Raw genomic sequence first — 16,084 nt, 5'->3', positions numbered from 1 at the left:
GATGTAAGATTTCTTGACTGTCGCATTCAACATTTTGAGACGGGCAACGACAAGGAATTTCAAAATTGTCGGCACATTTTAAATAGAAAGATCACTCATAAAATAAATTTCCATACGGTTCTACTGATCTCTATATAATGGAGTTCCCAAGATCCTACCTCTAAACGGGAATCTGTGCTAAAGTTGATGGTACTCCTTTATGTAGGTATCAGTAAAAGACTAATTTCAAGTCGGATTAACACATTTTCTCTTAACAAAGAATACTTAAAAACCAATTGTTGTCCATATGGCCCGGGAGGATATCATATATGAAACCAAAATACAAACTGAGTTCGGATCCTAAGATTACAAACAATCTAATTTTAAGACTGAGAATAATTGAGGGACAGATCCGTGGAATTCAAGGAATGATCGAGAGGGAAGAATACTGCGACGACGTGCTCAATCAGTTATACTCTATAAAATCGGCTTTGGATGGCATGTCTAAAATTTTACTCAGAAGCCATATTCAAACCAGTGTAATCGAAAGGTTTAGAGAAAACGATTCTAAAATCTTAGAAGAGTTTATGATCACCATAAATCATATTCTTAAATGAAAATGAAATGAAAGAAATCAAATTAACATTAGAAGGAATGACCTGTACCCATTGTTTAAGAACCGTAGAATCCGCTCTAAAAAAAATCGGACTAACGGGAAAAGCGAACCTGGAGAAAAAGGAAGTCGTTTATCAAGGAAAAGGAACTCCGGAAGAATTATCTAAAATCAAATCGATTCTTCTGGAGGAAGGGTATATCCTGGGTGAAATAAAATGAACGTTAAAAACGAAATTTTTCCCGACGGAATCACATTAGACGTCATCGGAATGACTTGTTCAAATTGCGCGCTTAGGATCGAAAAAGGACTCAAGAAAGTTCCGGGAGTAAGAGATGCGAGAGTTAATTTCGCTATGGAAACCGCAAAGGTGGAATTCAAATCTTCGATAGAGATAGAACGTCTATTAGACAAGATCGATTCTCTTGGTTACCGAGCCTTTGTTCACGAGAACCTTGAAATCCGCGGAGAGGCCGAAAAGGCGCACGAAAAAGAATTCAAAAACCTGAAAGTTCGCGTTTTCATATCCGCCCTTTTGTCCTTTCCCATGGTTTCCGGCATGGTCGGACATATCGCAAATAATCAAATTTTTGAATATTTTTCTTTTATAATTAACCATTGGCTACAATTTGCACCCGCCACTCCGATTCAATTTTGGATCGGTGCGCCTGAACAGAAAGTTATATTTAGAAACAGGACCGTAAACTATTTGATTATGACTAGTCCTTCTTCAAAGCGCCGTTAACCCATTCCTTGTAAGAAGAAAGATTGCTGATCTTAGAAACATATTCACTTGTTTCCGGACCGGTTTTGATTCCATAAGTGATAAACCTTCCCACGACAGGCGCATAAAACGCGTCCGCGATCGTGAATTCCTTTCCGAACAGAAAAGGTCCTTGATAAGAATCCAAACATTTTTTCCAGATGAATTCGATTCTTCGAATATCCTTCCAAACCTCTTCGGAAAAAGTTTTTCCATGAAGTTTTTCGACCAAGTTCATCGATAAATTTTTTCTGAGATCGGTAAAACCGGAGTGCATCTCTGCAACAACCGATCGGGCAACGGCTCGTAAAGTTTTGTTCTTCGGCCAAAGATTTTTTTCGGGAAAAGTCTCAGCCAAATATTCTACAATACTGTAAGTGTCCCAGATTCTGACATCACCGTCCGCAAGAACCGGAACCTTGCCCGCGTCAGAATAAAATCTGATTTTTTCGTGAAACTCGGGAGTATTCAAAGTAAGTGAAATTTCTGTGAAAGGTATATTATTTTCTTTTAATAAAATCCAAGGACGCATGGACCAAGAGGAAAATTTTTTATCGCCGATAACGAGTTGAAGATCTATCATACGGCCAAATTCGGCGGCGGGCCCAAAGTTGTCACTCCATCTATCAGGGAACCTGAACTCCTTGTAAAATTTTAACCTTTATTCACATTAACCTCTGAACTTCTATCTGCACTAGAAATTATCTTAAAAATACATTATCTTTGCTTAAAATGCCGATTCCAATCCTTCTAAAATATTTTTGAGATAACTTCTACTGATCTCTACTATAAAAGAGTACCGCCAATTTTAGCGCAAATCCCCGTTTAGACGCAGAGTTTTGGACACTCTATTATGTAGTGATAGTAACATCTAAGATTTATCCGAAAGAAACAGTAGAACCTGAGTTTCGGGAGTGGTTGAAAAGTTCACCGGATAGATTTCGTAATCTACTTTAAAAGCTCTTCTATTTTTTAATTCCAGGTTAGACCAAACGTTCTGCCAGAGTTGAACGATGATCTCCGGAATTTTCCCTTTGGAAGAAGACAGTTTTAGATATCGCCCTTCCGGAAGTTGAACGGTTTCGAAAGGACCTTTTTCATCGGAAGGAATTCCGATGAAGTAAAAATACTCTCCGTTTTCATCGCTTTCATAATCCTTATAAACCGCATAGATGAAGTCCTCCGTTCTTTTAAGTTTTGGTAAGACTTCGGAAAAAAATTTTCCCCAGAGCTCTGGAATTTTTCCGCCTTCCCCCATTTCGTCCGCATTTTTTGTGCGGACTCCGACTCCGATCAGATTCTTTTTCGGCATTAAACTTTGTTTCATAAATTTATCTTTGTTCGTCTAATATGATACAAGAAAAAGCATACGAATTCTTCTTTATAGAATTACGATATTAATCCGATGAATATTGTCGTTTAAACTCGCGTGTCTATCACTTAACTCATTCAATTTTCTGATTTTTATCAACATTTCGAAGGGTTTTCAAAGACCTCTTAGTTGACGAATCGAACTAAATACTTAGGTATGTTTATAGCGGTTCAATATAAAGAAGAATCGATTATTCCTTAAGAGATAGGGAGGGATCTATGCCTACAATGAAAATCAAAATTGAGGAGGTAAGAAAAATATGAATCTTTCCTCGATTTTAATTTCTTATTTTTATCAATATCCTCACGCGATGTTCATCACAAATCGGTGCGGTATGATTGAGTACATTAACCCCGTTTTTGAAACTCTTTCGGGTTACAACCGAAACGAGTTGATCGGGAAGAATCCAAGATTATTTCAAGCGGGCGTCCATGACCCGAATTTTTATGAAGAATTATGGAAAACTATTCTTTCCGGAAAAGAATACGAAGGAAATTTTTTAAACCGAAATGGATCGGGGAAACAATTTCCTGGAAAGAAAGAATTACACCTCTTCGGGACGAAACGGGAAACATTTCAAATTTCCTGTGTAGAGTGGACATTCCTTCGGAAGATGAGAAAGTAACGAACACACCGGAAGAGAATTTGATTTCTGCGGAAGGTGCTCAAAGTGAAAAAGCCAGAGAATTGCTTTTTTCTCAACTTCAAAAAGATTACGGTCTAACATGCCAAGAAGCAAAGATCTGCGAACGTTTAGTCGCGGGTCAAACAAGGGCCTCTCTGATTCAACAACTTGGAGTACATTCAGGAACTCTAAAGAATCATCTCAAGGCAATTTACAGAAAGACGATCGAAAAAGATTTAGCCCAGCCGGGCCAAGGAAGAGATAAATTACAAAGACTCACAATGTTTTTGATTCGTCTTTGCTAACATTCAATTTAAGAACGAAAAGGATCGGAATCGAGCTCCGATCCTTTTCGTTTCAATGTTTTCCCCAAATTCTTTCCAAGTAAGCCTCTCTTCCCGAACCCTTTCGATACAATTTATAATGCTCCGGATGCGTTTTACAATAATTCTGATGATAATCTTCCGCGGGATAAAAGGAAGTAAACGGAAGGATTTCGACTAGGATCGGTCCGGAAAACTTTTTGGACTTTGCAATTGATCGTTTGGATTCCTCTGTCGCTTTTTTTTGAAATTTATTGTGATAAAAAATTCCAGGTTTATACTGATCCCCTCGGTCCGCAAATTGTCCTCCATTATCCGTCGGATCGATTTGTTGCCAAAACACTTTTAAAAGTTCCTCGTAACGAATCTTAGAAGGATCGAATTTGATCTGAACGCTTTCTCTATGACCTGTTCTTCCATGACTCACGTCTTCATACGTAGAATTGACCTCTTTTCCACCCGCATAACCCGAAGTAACCGAAATCACTCCCGGAAGAGATTCGAACGGACCTTCCATACACCAAAAACAACCGCCTGCAAAAGTAGCTTTTTCCGTTTTAGGAACTGCCATCAAAGTAGAAAAAAAGAATACGATACAGATTAAAATCAATCCTCTCAAGTGGAACATTCCGGCCCCTCCTCGAAAGGAAATTCGATCCTTCGACAAATCGGTTACAGAAGAAATAGAGGAACAAATTTTTCCTGTAACTTTCCGTCTTCAAATTCTATTTGTGAATCTTTGGGTTTTTAAATTTTACATCTTCCTTTCCGATATGATTTTCATTTCGAAAGAAAAAAATTCTATGTTTTCTTTTAACGAATCTAATTTTAAGAACGGAATATGAAAATCGCAATCTTAGGAACTGGAATCGCGGGGCTTAGCGCATGTTGGTATTTAAGCAAGGAACACGATGTCGTTCTGATCGAGCGTCATTCACTTCCGGGAATGGACGCACACGGAACGGACATAGAATTAAAAGATGGAACGTTTCGTTTCGATGTTCCTTTCCGAGCGTTTAAACAGAATTATTATCCTTGTCTGATCGAAATGTACAACGAAGCGGGAATCGCATTCAGACCCGTGGATTATTCCTTCTCTTTGAGCGAAAGAGACGGATCCACATACTTTCAGTTCAGCACCTTTGGATTCGGTGGAAATTTCTATCCGTTCATTTCTCCGGTTTGTTTTAAGAACGTAGAATCCAGAAAAATTTTTTCCGACACGATTCGTTTCTACAGCGAGTCCGCAAATCAATGGGAATCACTCAAAGGAGAACAATTTACGATCTCCGGATTCCTACAAAGATTCGGATATTCGAAAGAGTTCGAGGATAAGTATCTGATCCCTATGTTCGCCACCATCAATACCTGCACACTCAAAAGTGCTAAGAATTATCCGGCGGAAGCGGTGATTCGATATCACTCGAACGGATTGAAGTTTCTGCGATTTTTAACCGCCAGCCGAGGAACGAGAGACATCACGAAAAAACTTTCGATCGGAGCAAAGGAACTCAGACTAAAGTCCAATCCCCAAAGGATCGAACAGAACGGTAAAAAAGTTTTCGTTTCTTTCGACGACGGAAAGGAGGAATTCGATCGGGTCGTGGTCGCCACTCCTGCAAATCAGGCAATTCCGCTTCTTCCGGACGATATGACTCGGGAGAAAAAACTTCTTTCCTCATTCCGTTACGAAGAATCGGAAGTTTTGATGCACACCGACTCCTCTTTTATGCCCAACAAAAAAAGACATTGGGCTCCTCTTTGTTTCACTCTTTCGCCGGAAACGGATAAACCTTCGGCTACGATTCGTTTGAACAAGGTGCTTCCCGAAATCGGAAAGATCGAAATCTTTCAAACCTGGAATCCTTTGGAAGAACCTATGCAAGGAACACTGATTTCCCGTTCCCGATTTGAAAGACCGATCATCGATCTGAAAAACCGAAAGACCACCGAAGAATTGAAGGCCCTTCAGGAACAACCGGGAAGAAAAATCTGGTTCTGCGGTTCTTATGCGAGGTATGGAATTCCTCTTTTAGAAGCGGGAGTTTCCACTTCCTTGGACGTAAGACGTTGGGTTGAGAATTCAATGCGTTCTTAACCCGGTTTCACGGCCGCGTAAAGAACAAATTGAAAGTATCTTTTCATTCTTTCTCCGCCGAGAAATTCCGCAAAACGGGAATACTTGCGAGCGATCCTTTGCGGGATGTAGGGCTCTTTCATTTTCTTTTTGAGAAAACTCGAGAATCCTCCGAAGACATCTTCCTCTAAAAAATCGAAACCATCCGATACGAATCCGGAAGACCTTAAAAGTTGGGAAAGGGAATCGGGTGTGACTCGGTTATTTTTAGGAATAGAACTCAATGTACAAACTAGATCTCTCAGCCAAGAGTCTATAATTCCCAATCTAGAATTTTTTAAGACCAACTCCGCGGAAACGAACCTACCTCCAGGTTTTAATATACGGAAGACTTGCCTGCAAAATTCTTTTCGATCGGAAAAGAAAGAAGCGCTGTCCAAACAAAGGATTCGATCGAAGGACTGATGCGGAAAAGAAACGATCGCCGCTTCGACGGGAGAACAAATCAGTTCAGGCAAAGTATCCGATCGAGACTCGAACAGATTTTTTGCAAACCCCACTTGCGCCGAAGAGCCGTTGACTCCGATAAGATCGGCAAAGTCTAGGAAAAATTCTTCCCTCCAGACAAAGAACTGATCCCCACATCCGAAGCCTAAGTCCAATACCTTGAGTCCCCGTTTAAAATCCGCTCTTTTGCCTAAGAGTCGAGCCAACGCCTTACAGGCAGTCGGATAATCCGTCGTGTCTTTCCAATAACCCAGATTTGCCCAGGAAGAATTTTCCGGATTGAGGTAAAGATGTGTGAGAGTATCCGGAGTTTCTTCCGGTTTTATTTTTTTAAAAAGTCTCATTCAAAAAAAACTTCCTAAGGAAGAATAATCGAAATTTTGCATCGAATCGGCGATTTGAATCATTCTACTAAGTTCCTAATTTTTATCTTCGGAAGATTTTTTTTGTAAAATTTCAATGCAGGTTCATGTCGCATTAATGAACGGCTATACATATATTTAGCCCGATCGATCCTATCTATTATCGCACTTTTAAATCCGATTCAACAAGGAGCAATTTGCTGTTTTGAAAGATTCAACGGCAAAAAAGTTGATCCGATTTTCGTCGACCCATTCGGAAAAACTTCCGATGTCGTAAAAATTTTTTCAATCTTTACGGAATTTGGTTCTTTTTCCAAAGAGAGAACTTCGAAGAACAAGTAAAACTTCTCTAAGAAAAAATCAAAGATCGATTTTCGACGATTCGTTTTTTAGAGACAGGTAAAGTCTCGGTTGAAACTAGAAAGATCCAAAAATTGGAATCGGCTCTTTCGCAAGTTCTTCTTGGTCCTAGAAATTAATGAAAATAATTTCAAGATTTTACGAATGGGTTCGTCTCAAACACAAGAAGGAAAGACTTTCTTGAAGCCGTAGCCCTCGAAAGTTGATCTTGGAAAATTTATTTATGTTTTTAGAATGGTTTTTCCTTATGAGACAAGTCGGCAAGAACTTGCACTAAATATTACTCGGATTAAGTATTTTAATTGAAGTTTTTTTTATACCATTCTTGATAGATAAAAATTTTGCCATTGGCAATAAACGCAGGGATCTTTCTGCATGATCGAAAAACGAATCAACAAATTCGGGGAAAACGGAACCTTCGCAACGAAGACCATCCCCAAGGGAACCTTGCTGTTCAGTTACAGCGAGTGGATCGAGGACGAAGAATTTGGATGGAAAGTTCTAACGGTCGACGAAGCTGAATCGCTTCCCGAATCCGAAAAGGACATTTTCATGAAATACGGATACGATGTGGACTTCGGGTTAGTGACCGGACCTACCAGCGATCAGTATGTTATCAACCATTCCAATTTCATGAATCACTCCTGCGATCCAAATATGTGGTACGATCAGGATGACAACATCGTAGCAAAAAGGGAAATTCGAGCGGGAGAAGAACTTACTATCGACTACGCGAATTTTATCGTAAACTTCGATCAAACCTTTGAGTGCGGTTGTGGGTCGTCAAACTGTAGAAAATTTATTCGGAAGGACGATTGGAAACTTCTGATTCATGAATATCAGATGAACTTTCCAAAATTTATCCAAAAAGAAATCAAAAAGCTTTATGTCAAAATTCCGGTCTAAAGAGGCTCAAAACGAAAATCTTACTTTCTAACCTTTAGAATCTTTTCCAGGATTCCTATCCTGAGAAGTCCTGGAGAATCTTCCGACACTGCAGTATTGGTGCTTCGGGCGTTTTCTATTGAATAGAATACGTCCGGTTCCACGTTCTTGACGATCGTCATTGCCTGACCGATTTTCTTTCTTTTTAAAACCGTAAAAACGATTTTCACCGGTCCGCGGCTTCCCTGCCCGTTCATCGCCGTAACTCGGTATCCGGCCTCAGCAAGTTTGCTTGCTATTTCATCTCCGTTTCGGGGAGAAATGATTCTCAAAAGAGAAAAACCGATCGCCAGTTTTTCTTCGAGAAACATTCCGATAAAAGTGCCGGTCGCAAATCCTCCCGCATACGCGAGATAGCAAAGGGCGTTGTTTAGATTTTTAATGACCTGAGTGATCACGATGACCCAGAGAAGGACTTCTAAAAATCCGAGAGAGGCCGCAATTACTTTCTTCTCTCTAGTAAGAAGAATCACTCGGATCGTTCCGATCGACACGTCGGTAACTCGGGCAAGAAAGATAAAACAAGGAAGAATACAATAATCGAAGATAGGATTTCCGGGACTCAGTTCCATACAAGACAAGAATCGCCGAAAGAACGATTCTCGTCGATGAGAATTGTATCGTTCCACTTTTCTATATTTCTCGTTAAGACGAAACGTTTCCTATAGGAACGGAAACCTTGATAAAGAAAATTGAATATTTACCGTTTCATGGTTTCGGAGTAAAAAAGATCCATCGTCGGCTTATTTTAATGTGAGTTCTGCGTAACCAACGCAAAAACGATTCTCCCAAACTTTTTTATATTGAATTCACATTATTTTAGACAAAATGGCGCCCTTCTTTCTAGTTCGAGGGTTAGATTGCCAGCATTTACCACAAAACAAAAAAACCAACAGAAGAAACTAAAGCGAAAAGAAATCAGTTACGATTATCCAATAAGTTCGTAATAAAATATAGGAGTTCACCTTACATTTTATAAGAAACGGCAAGTTCCCCAAAAAACTTCGATCAAAGAGAAAATTCTTCCCGAATCACTGGATGATTCTTGAGTATATCCAATGCTTCTTGTATCAATTTTTTACCGGTTTCCGTATGATTCCATACGTTAAGTCCGGACGGGTGTGGCAACGGAATCCAATCGAGTCGGACTCCATAGAATTCCCGTGAAAAAGTTTTACCGATCACGTCCTCAAGTTTGTATTTTCCGAAATCAAACAACTGATCGATCGCGAGTTTGCCGATAGGAATCAAAAGTTCCGGTTTATGAAAACGGACTTCAAATTCGAGAAACTCGGAACAATTTTTCACTTCTTCCAAGTCCGGTTTACGATCCCCGCTTTTCGCCTTACCGGGAAAACATCTGCAAACAGCGGACATATTCACTTTACTTCGAAAAGTTTCCTCCTCGATTCCTATTTTTTTGAACCAGCCGAAAAGGGTTTTTCCCGCCGTATAGGCAAAAGGTTTGCCAAATCTTTCTTCGTGAATTCCGGGAGCTTGGCCTAGACTGATAATTCTTGAGGAAGGAATACAACCGTGAACCGGATTGCCCCGCATTTTGGGACATTTCCTACAACTCAAAAGACGATGAATATGATTCGAATATTCTAATTTTCTACTTTTCATGGGACGGAGAAATTGAATTGATAAATATTCCGAACATGCACGTCAAATCCTCTTCCACTCAAGAATTTAAAACCTGTCCGTAATATATATCACCCGGTTTTCGGATTTTTAAAATTCCCTGACTCCGTCGGAGATTCGAACCGAATATAATTCAGGCTCCGTTTCGAACTTTCCCAAGTAGCGAGTTTTTATCTTTTCAAACAAAGTATTTTTCCTACCCACTTTGTCCAGTATCAAAATACAACCGCCAAAACCGCCTCCGATCATTCTTGCGCCCAGAGTTCCTTGGACTTTCAGTTCTTCTACGATAAAATCCGTTTCGTCACAAGAAACTTCGTAATTTTTGGAAAGAGAATCGTGGCATTCGAAAAGGATCTCGCCCACCGTTTTCGCGTTACCGTTCTTTAAACTTTCGATTACTTTCAAAGTTCTTAATCTTTCTCCGACGACATGTATCGCTCTTTTTATTTCGATTTCATTAAGACCTTTTTCCAAATCCTCCAGTTCGGCTTGATAAAGCGTTCGAATGGAAGGTTTGTGTTTTCTGATTTTATGAAACGCGGATTCCACTTCTTTTCTACGGCGATTGTAGTCACTGTCCTTCAGAGAATGTTTTACTTTCGAGTCGATCAGATAAAACTCGCAACCTTCCAAATCCATCTCATGAAAATCGTATCGTAAACTTTCCGTATCGAGAGAGATACAAAACCCTTCCTTTGCGGTGGAAATTACAAACTGATCCATAATTCCACAATTAACACCGACAAAATGATTTTCAGCCCTTTGGCCTAACAAGGCGATTTCTTCTCTGGAAAGTTTCCAGTCGTGAATTTCACAAAGAGCAAACGCGACCGCGACTTCAAACGCAGCGGAAGAAGAAAGCCCCGCGCCTTGAGGAATATTTCCCCAGACAACTAAGTCAAAAAAATCCGAAATGAAATTGAGTTTTCTAAACTCCTCGATCACTCCGTAGACGTAATTTACCCAAGTACGTTTGGAATCGAACACGATTGATTCCGTTTCAACTTTTTCTCCGGAAGAAACGGAATAAATTCTAAATTTTTGTTCTCTATTTTTACGAATCGCAATTCGAATCGAAAAGTCGATCGCCGCGGGAAGAACGATTCCCCCCGCGTAGTCCACATGCTCACCGATTATGTTGATTCTTCCAGGAGCCGAGAAAAAACGAATGTTTCCACCGCTCGAAGGAAATTCACTTTTTAGAATTTTTGTTAAGTCCTCTTGATTCATTCAATCCTTTTTAAAAATCCCGAAGACATTGCTAGGAGGCTTTTGTTCTAGTCAATCCTTCTCCGCCTTTTGCAATCCGTCCTAAATCGCAATTTCCCAACACAAAGCTTTGGAAGTCCAGCGTCATTGCGACGCACGTACGATTCGGATTTTTCTTGCCCGCCAATTTCGTTTTTCCAAACTGTGCAAGCGTTCCCTTTTAGGGCGAATTTAGAACGCTTTCGTCATTAGAAATAGGAAAAGGGAATTTCGTAATAAATTATGATTCGATTAGAAACCAGATTCGCTTCTTCCTTTGTACATTCCCGGAAATTCGAATCTTTTTTAACGGAAGCGGAATCTTCTAGACGCACACTTCATTCTTTCCAGGGAAAAGGAAACGAATATTTAGGATGGTTGAATCTTCCCAAAGAAATCAAAGAATCGGAAATCGAAAAAATTATCCGAGTCGCTCAGCGATTAAGAGACTCTTCCGAAGTAATCGTTGTAATCGGAATCGGAGGCTCCTATCTCGGTTCCCGGGCCGTACTAGAAGCAACCCTTCCATTTTTCAGACGATCCTCTAAAGGGAATCCGGAAATCTTTTTTGCGGGACATCATCTCGAATCCAGATATTTGTCCGAATTGATGGAATATCTCAAAGACCGAGATTTTTCAGTGAACGTCATCTCTAAGTCGGGAACGACAACGGAACCAGCAATCGCATTCCGCCTATTTTGGGAACTACTTCGTAAAAAGTACGGAGCGTCCGCGGCTTCGAGAGTTGTGGCCACCACGGACTCTTCGAAAGGCGCTCTAAAAACGTTTGCGGACGCGGAAGGGTTCGACACGTTTACAATCCCGGATAACGTAGGCGGAAGATATTCCGTTTTAACCCCGGTCGGGTTATTTCCTCTGGCGGCGGCCGGGATCCCGATTCGAAAATTTATATTAGGATCTCAGAATATTTTAAAAGATCTTCACGCCGAAACCGATCCCGTCCGGAATCCGGCCACCCATTATTCCGCCCTTAGGAATTATTTTTTATCCGAAGGAAGGCATATAGAAATATTAGCGAACTTTAATCCTTCACTACGATATATTTCCGAGTGGTGGAAACAATTGTTCGGGGAAAGCGAGGGAAAAGAGAACAAGGGAATTTTTCCCGCCTCCATGGATTTTACGACCGATCTACATTCTCTCGGACAGTACGTTCAAGAAGGCAAACGAATTTTATTCGAAACAGTTTTAAGCCCTTCCGACGTTCGTTCAAACCTGATTTTGAAACCGACTCCGGACAATTTGGATTCTCTAAATTTTCTTTCGGGAAATACGCTCGGACACGTGAACGAACAAGCCAGACTCGGAACCCTACTTGCGCATGCGGACGGTGGAGTTCCCTGTTTGGAACTCATTTTTCCGGATATATCGCCCGAATCCTTGGGAGAAGTAATGTATTTTTTTGAATATTCCTGCGCGGTCTCCGGTTATTCTTTAGGTGTAAATCCCTTCGATCAACCCGGAGTAGAAGCGTATAAAAAGAATATGTTCGCCCTTTTGAACAAAGTCGGTTTTGAAAAAGAGGGAGACTTTCTTCGCAAAAGAATTCTCGGAAACTAAAAGCCAAAGTTACACTTCCATGATGTTGGGAAAGAAGAACGTCAGTTGAATTTCTTTTCAATGAAATTAACTTTCTTACTTGACATCTTTTAAAATCGAGAGATGGATGAAAGAATGAAGAGGTGCGAAATCGGTTTTCCTCTAACGGCCTATATTCTGGCGTTTTCGTTTCTGTCGATTTCCATCCTCTCTTCCAGCAATTTTCCTGGGAAGTTCCATCCTCACAAACAGACAATAAACGAGGTTGAATCCGAATACAAAGAGCCGGTTCAGTTGGAGGAAGAATTTGAATTCCTTCTTGGTTCCCTCTCTTTAACCCATAAAAACATTCCATTCGTATTCAAAGGCAAAATCACTTCCCTCCAGGATAGGTTCCAATTCCATTTCTGTAACATCCAAACTCTCAATCTGTCGAATTTACCTCCTCCTTCTCTCGCATAACTAGTGTAATATTCCAGTGTTGTCCTCACTGTTTCCGTTCGCTTGCCATCTTATTACTCGGATGCACGAATAAAATACTATGATAAACTATTTCGAAAATTAGAATGTTGGAATCTTCCTCTAAAAAGTCGAGATCCCGATTTGACTTAATTTTTGAGAACCGTTGTACTTTTGCAAAACCGACCGCTTATTTTCGAGTATCATTTTCATGCGTCCGAGTAGTAAGCGGAACTTATTTAGGTCTTCGATCCTCACTTTTGTCACAGTTGATTCCAAATATTGTCTTTATTATTATTTGCAACTTACGGATCTCCAAATTTTGTCAATCCAGGTTCCTTAAGAACCTACTCGTTCTTCTCGATTGGTATACTTTTTCCCGTGAAGTCGAACATAACGAGATTTCAACCTGGAAAAAATCGATTTTCTAAATTCTAAAGTTCGCATATATTCTTTTTCCTAACCGAGCTAAAAATAGGTTTTCTTTCTCGAAAAACTTGTATAGTTTTTTTGGGGAATTTTCTCCTCAAAAAAAATGGACCAAGAATTCAAAAGATGGCCTCATCTTCTCAAGAGGATCAAAGTCGGCGCACGAATCGAACTTACGGGATATATATTCAACAATACATTTCGACTGAATCTGGAAAAATTCGTAAAACTCTGCCTCGAAAACTACAACAAAAACGATCTGACTCCCTTTGTTTGTTCCGTGATCCAGGAAATGCTTTTACGTGCCGGAATCTCCAACCTGAGAGAATACTTTTCCCAGGAAAACGGAATCGATTTTTTGGATCAAAATTCGTTCGATTACAACGAGGAGGAATTTAGAAAATTCTTAAATACCTTAGAACTACGTTCGGTGCGAAACTCCCTAAAGGCAAAGGGTTTATTCTTAAAAGTAATCATCCGTCACAATCGCACGAGGTTTATCGCCGAAGTATTAAATAACTCTAAAACGATTCCTTTTATGGAAGAATTTCTGAAACAATACATCGCATTCTCGATGGAATATAAGGATTTAATGGATTACTATAAATTTTATCCCGAAGACAAGGAAGGCAGGGACTTAGGACTCGCATTTTCGATCCTGACGCTCCGGGAAGTCGGATTAAAACCAGAGTTGTTTCGAATCAGTACTGAGGAAGAAATATATACTTCCAGAATAGAGATCCCTCTCGGAGAGGAATACGGAAGCATTCGTGAACAAATTTTGAACGACAAGGAAATTTTTCCCTTTCCGAAAGACAATCATAAACAGGAAAACGAACCTCCTTGGCAAACGAACCCTTGTAGTCATTGCGGAAGAACCGTGGACGATCGGATTTTATTTTCTAAAATTCCGGATGATATTCCGATCAAAAATATCCCGAAATCCATCCAAACGGGAGGCAAAATCTGCGCTTGGTGTGTCGCTTCTTATCTCTGAACAGAAACCCGGCAGAGTTCCAGAAATTCTTCCCAGCGAGAACCCAAACGTCCCGAAAAATCTTTTTCCTTTAAAGAAAGATAATATTCTTTTTCTCCCAAATCGAGCACCTCTCCGGGAAATAATCTTCCGGCTAATCTTTGTTTGGCGGCAAGTCCTTTGAAAATATTAGAAAGATCGAAAAAGGTTTCCGATTGAATTCCGCTCAGAACCCCGCTGTTCAACACGGAAATTCCGACATAAAATAGATTGCCCTTTCCGAAAACGATCTTCCCGTCGTCGAGTTTAAGTCCGGTATAATTCGCGGATTCCGGTTGAGGTAAAAGATACAAAAGACAATCGTTTTCCGAAAGAGAATTTGGAATTTGGAAAAGATTTTCTGGAAAATAAAGAAAGTCCGGATTTACGATCCCAATCGTTTCTCCCATCCAACCGGCTTTTTCCAGTCCGGTTCTAATCCCTCCTGCGGTTCCCAAGATTTCTTTTTTTTCCTCCGAGAATACCAAAGGAAAAAGAGAAAACGTTTCGAGCTCTTTGCGGATCTTTTCTCCTATGTAATGTGTGTTGATGACGGCGCCTTCCGCGTTTTGTTTCCAAACATGGAACAAAGAATAATAGATGAGAGGGATTCCGTTTACGGGAAGTAAGGGCTTCGGAATGTCTTTTGTCAGCTCCTTCATTCTTGTTCCGAAACCGGCCGCGGGAATAAAAAATTTCAAAATGGAACCTTCATCGTTTTATTCCTTTCATAAATAAAGAATTGGATAAAAGTTCTTCTTTTAACAGATAAAAGAACACATAGAGTTGATCCGGAAACAAACCGGCTTGAACGACTTCCAAAAGATTATCGAGCGCGTTTAAAACGCTCATTCTGTATTTGTCCATCTTCTTATCGGCCACCAAATAGAAGTAAGAGCCGAGCGCTTTGTAAGAACGTTGAAGACACTGGATATAATAACATTCCTTGAATCTCGGAAAGTTCTGCTCGCTGAGCTTTAAAAAAAGCTGATAGAGTCCTTGCCTCATTCCGAACGAAATCGGTCTGTACGCGTCGTAAAGAATACTTGAAAGATCGTAAAAGGGAGTCCCCATCCTCGCGTCCTGAAAATCAATCATACAAATTTGATTCTCAGAATTGATCAAAAGATTTCTTCCGTGGAAATCTCTGTGACAAAAAACCTTCACCGGGTACTCGGCGAGAAAGGCGGAACATTCTTCGATGAAAATTTTCACTTCACTTCGAAATTGAGTTCTAAGACGAAATTCCTTCTGAAGCTTTAAATAATTAGAATATGTAAATGCGCTTTCAAATTCAAATTTTTCCAAATCAAATTCCCTCGAACTCACGGGCGGGATCGGATTCGTCTTTTGTAATCTAACTAGGATTTCGATCGATTTTACGAGCCACTCTCTGTATTCTAAGTCGTCCGTGACCGAAGTCAGATCCTTTTCTCCGCCGTCAGTCATTAGGATCAAAAAATGAATCAGATCCTTTTTGAGAATTTCCGGAACAACGAATTGTTCCTGACCCAGGAAATCCGCTATCTCGACAAAGTCGTATTGAAAACGAACGTCTTTGCAAAGAATGAGAGTTCTGTCCGGATAAACGACACGAAAGTATTTTCGATCCGAGGCTTCTGAGGTGATCGGATAAATTTTTTGAGGATGTTTTCCGGAAAAGTCAAGAAATTTCAATTCCTGATCCGTTAAAGAGATGGAAGTATTCATATCGTTTTGTCCGGAAAAACCAAACGAAATTCCGTTCCTAAATTCGGTTCCGATTCGATTTCGATTTTGATTCCACGCTGATCTGCTATT

General features: G+C 40.2%; 17 protein-coding genes and 2 pseudogenes (1 of these 19 only partly in view). 9 read left to right on the top strand and 10 right to left on the bottom strand.

Annotated features, from left to right (window positions below):
- The first annotated feature begins 308 nt into the window (after nucleotides 1–308).
- From LEP1GSC062_RS18205 to LEP1GSC062_RS18195, 3 genes and pseudogenes are all read left to right on the top strand, one after another.
- Nucleotides 309–596: a metal-sensitive transcriptional regulator gene (locus tag LEP1GSC062_RS18205; protein WP_010576667.1), complete on the top strand. Its 288-nt coding sequence runs from the start codon at nucleotides 309–311 to the stop codon at nucleotides 594–596.
- 7 nt (nucleotides 597–603) lie between these two features.
- The gene (locus LEP1GSC062_RS18200; protein WP_020985115.1) at nucleotides 604–813 is read left to right on the top strand and encodes a heavy-metal-associated domain-containing protein; all 210 of its coding nucleotides are present in this window, start codon (nucleotides 604–606) and stop codon (nucleotides 811–813) included.
- A pseudogene (locus tag LEP1GSC062_RS18195) lies at nucleotides 810–1,283 on the top strand (cation transporter); the annotation flags it as partial. The gene LEP1GSC062_RS18200 and the pseudogene LEP1GSC062_RS18195, both read left to right, overlap by 4 nt.
- Nucleotides 1,284–1,311: 28 nt before the next feature.
- Here the strand turns inward: LEP1GSC062_RS18195 and LEP1GSC062_RS18190 are convergent.
- Nucleotides 1,312–1,938: a glutathione S-transferase family protein gene (locus tag LEP1GSC062_RS18190; protein WP_010576664.1), complete on the bottom strand. Its 627-nt coding sequence runs from the start codon at nucleotides 1,936–1,938 to the stop codon at nucleotides 1,312–1,314.
- A 288-nt stretch (nucleotides 1,939–2,226) separates the two neighbouring features.
- Nucleotides 2,227–2,682 carry a GyrI-like domain-containing protein gene (locus tag LEP1GSC062_RS18185; protein WP_010576663.1) on the bottom strand — a complete coding sequence of 152 codons (456 nt, stop codon included), beginning with the start codon at nucleotides 2,680–2,682 and terminating at the stop codon, nucleotides 2,227–2,229.
- 304 nt (nucleotides 2,683–2,986) lie between these two features.
- Here LEP1GSC062_RS18185 and LEP1GSC062_RS18180 point away from each other — a divergent pair.
- Nucleotides 2,987–3,657: pseudogene (locus LEP1GSC062_RS18180) on the top strand (PAS domain-containing protein).
- Nucleotides 3,658–3,709: 52 nt separating this feature from the next.
- On the opposite strand, the gene msrA reads toward LEP1GSC062_RS18180, so the two are convergent.
- On the bottom strand, nucleotides 3,710–4,303 hold the full coding sequence (gene msrA, locus LEP1GSC062_RS18175) for a peptide-methionine (S)-S-oxide reductase MsrA (RefSeq protein WP_039942676.1): 594 nt from the start codon (nucleotides 4,301–4,303) through the stop codon (nucleotides 3,710–3,712).
- 213 nt (nucleotides 4,304–4,516) lie between these two features.
- On the opposite strand from msrA, the gene LEP1GSC062_RS18170 reads away from it, so the two are divergent.
- Nucleotides 4,517–5,773, top strand: a complete 1,257-nt coding sequence (locus LEP1GSC062_RS18170; protein ID WP_010576661.1) for an NAD(P)-binding protein — start codon at nucleotides 4,517–4,519, stop codon at nucleotides 5,771–5,773.
- Here the strand turns inward: LEP1GSC062_RS18170 and LEP1GSC062_RS18165 are convergent.
- On the bottom strand, nucleotides 5,770–6,603 hold the full coding sequence (locus LEP1GSC062_RS18165) for a class I SAM-dependent methyltransferase (protein WP_010576660.1): 834 nt from the start codon (nucleotides 6,601–6,603) through the stop codon (nucleotides 5,770–5,772). The two genes, LEP1GSC062_RS18170 and LEP1GSC062_RS18165, sit on opposite strands and share 4 nt — an antisense overlap.
- Nucleotides 6,604–7,356: 753 nt before the next feature.
- Here LEP1GSC062_RS18165 and LEP1GSC062_RS18160 point away from each other — a divergent pair.
- Nucleotides 7,357–7,887 (top strand): SET domain-containing protein, encoded by a 531-nt coding sequence (locus LEP1GSC062_RS18160; protein WP_004503818.1) that lies wholly within the window; start codon nucleotides 7,357–7,359, stop codon nucleotides 7,885–7,887.
- A gap of 20 nt (nucleotides 7,888–7,907) precedes the next feature.
- Here the strand turns inward: LEP1GSC062_RS18160 and LEP1GSC062_RS18155 are convergent, their stop codons facing one another.
- From LEP1GSC062_RS18155 to galK, 3 genes are all read right to left on the bottom strand, one after another.
- Nucleotides 7,908–8,498: a DUF2179 domain-containing protein gene (locus LEP1GSC062_RS18155; RefSeq protein ID WP_020985036.1), complete on the bottom strand. Its 591-nt coding sequence runs from the start codon at nucleotides 8,496–8,498 to the stop codon at nucleotides 7,908–7,910.
- A gap of 436 nt (nucleotides 8,499–8,934) precedes the next feature.
- Nucleotides 8,935–9,552, bottom strand: coding sequence for a uracil-DNA glycosylase family protein (locus LEP1GSC062_RS18150; RefSeq protein WP_078123952.1), 618 nt, complete (start codon nucleotides 9,550–9,552; stop codon nucleotides 8,935–8,937).
- 108 nt (nucleotides 9,553–9,660) lie between these two features.
- Entirely contained in the window at nucleotides 9,661–10,803 is a 1,143-nt protein-coding gene (gene galK, locus LEP1GSC062_RS18145; protein ID WP_020985022.1) for a galactokinase, read from the bottom strand.
- A 261-nt stretch (nucleotides 10,804–11,064) separates the two neighbouring features.
- On the opposite strand from galK, the gene LEP1GSC062_RS18140 reads away from it, so the two are divergent.
- The 3 genes from LEP1GSC062_RS18140 (at nucleotide 11,065) to LEP1GSC062_RS18130 (ending at nucleotide 14,266) form a co-directional block, all read left to right on the top strand.
- Nucleotides 11,065–12,402, top strand: a complete 1,338-nt coding sequence (locus LEP1GSC062_RS18140) for a glucose-6-phosphate isomerase (RefSeq protein ID WP_010576657.1) — start codon at nucleotides 11,065–11,067, stop codon at nucleotides 12,400–12,402.
- A 114-nt stretch (nucleotides 12,403–12,516) separates the two neighbouring features.
- A complete protein-coding gene (locus LEP1GSC062_RS18135; protein ID WP_020985130.1) occupies nucleotides 12,517–12,843 on the top strand; it encodes a hypothetical protein in 327 nt (108 codons plus the stop codon).
- A 532-nt stretch (nucleotides 12,844–13,375) separates the two neighbouring features.
- Nucleotides 13,376–14,266, top strand: coding sequence for a hypothetical protein (locus LEP1GSC062_RS18130; RefSeq protein ID WP_010576655.1), 891 nt, complete (start codon nucleotides 13,376–13,378; stop codon nucleotides 14,264–14,266).
- On the opposite strand, the gene LEP1GSC062_RS18125 is transcribed toward LEP1GSC062_RS18130, so the two are convergent.
- The 3 genes in view from LEP1GSC062_RS18125 to LEP1GSC062_RS18115 are tightly spaced (at most 10 nt apart) and all read right to left on the bottom strand, a layout consistent with a single transcriptional unit that may run on beyond the window.
- On the bottom strand, nucleotides 14,257–14,985 hold the full coding sequence (locus LEP1GSC062_RS18125) for a nucleotidyltransferase family protein (protein ID WP_020985037.1): 729 nt from the start codon (nucleotides 14,983–14,985) through the stop codon (nucleotides 14,257–14,259). The two genes, LEP1GSC062_RS18130 and LEP1GSC062_RS18125, sit on opposite strands and share 10 nt — an antisense overlap.
- A gap of 10 nt (nucleotides 14,986–14,995) precedes the next feature.
- On the bottom strand, nucleotides 14,996–15,994 hold the full coding sequence (locus LEP1GSC062_RS18120) for an aminoglycoside phosphotransferase family protein (protein WP_010576654.1): 999 nt from the start codon (nucleotides 15,992–15,994) through the stop codon (nucleotides 14,996–14,998).
- Nucleotides 15,991–16,084: the final stretch of a hybrid sensor histidine kinase/response regulator gene (locus LEP1GSC062_RS18115; protein WP_020985144.1), read on the bottom strand. 1,421 nt of this gene lie beyond the right edge of the window; 94 of the gene's 1,515 nt are visible here — the last part of the coding sequence; the start codon falls outside the window, past its right edge; its stop codon occupies nucleotides 15,991–15,993. The genes LEP1GSC062_RS18120 and LEP1GSC062_RS18115 overlap by 4 nt, the downstream gene beginning before the upstream one ends.

It is taken from the genome of Leptospira alexanderi serovar Manhao 3 str. L 60 (assembly GCF_000243815.2).
Classification (GTDB): domain Bacteria; phylum Spirochaetota; class Leptospiria; order Leptospirales; family Leptospiraceae; genus Leptospira; species Leptospira alexanderi.
This window is presented reverse-complemented; position numbering and strand designations above follow the sequence as displayed.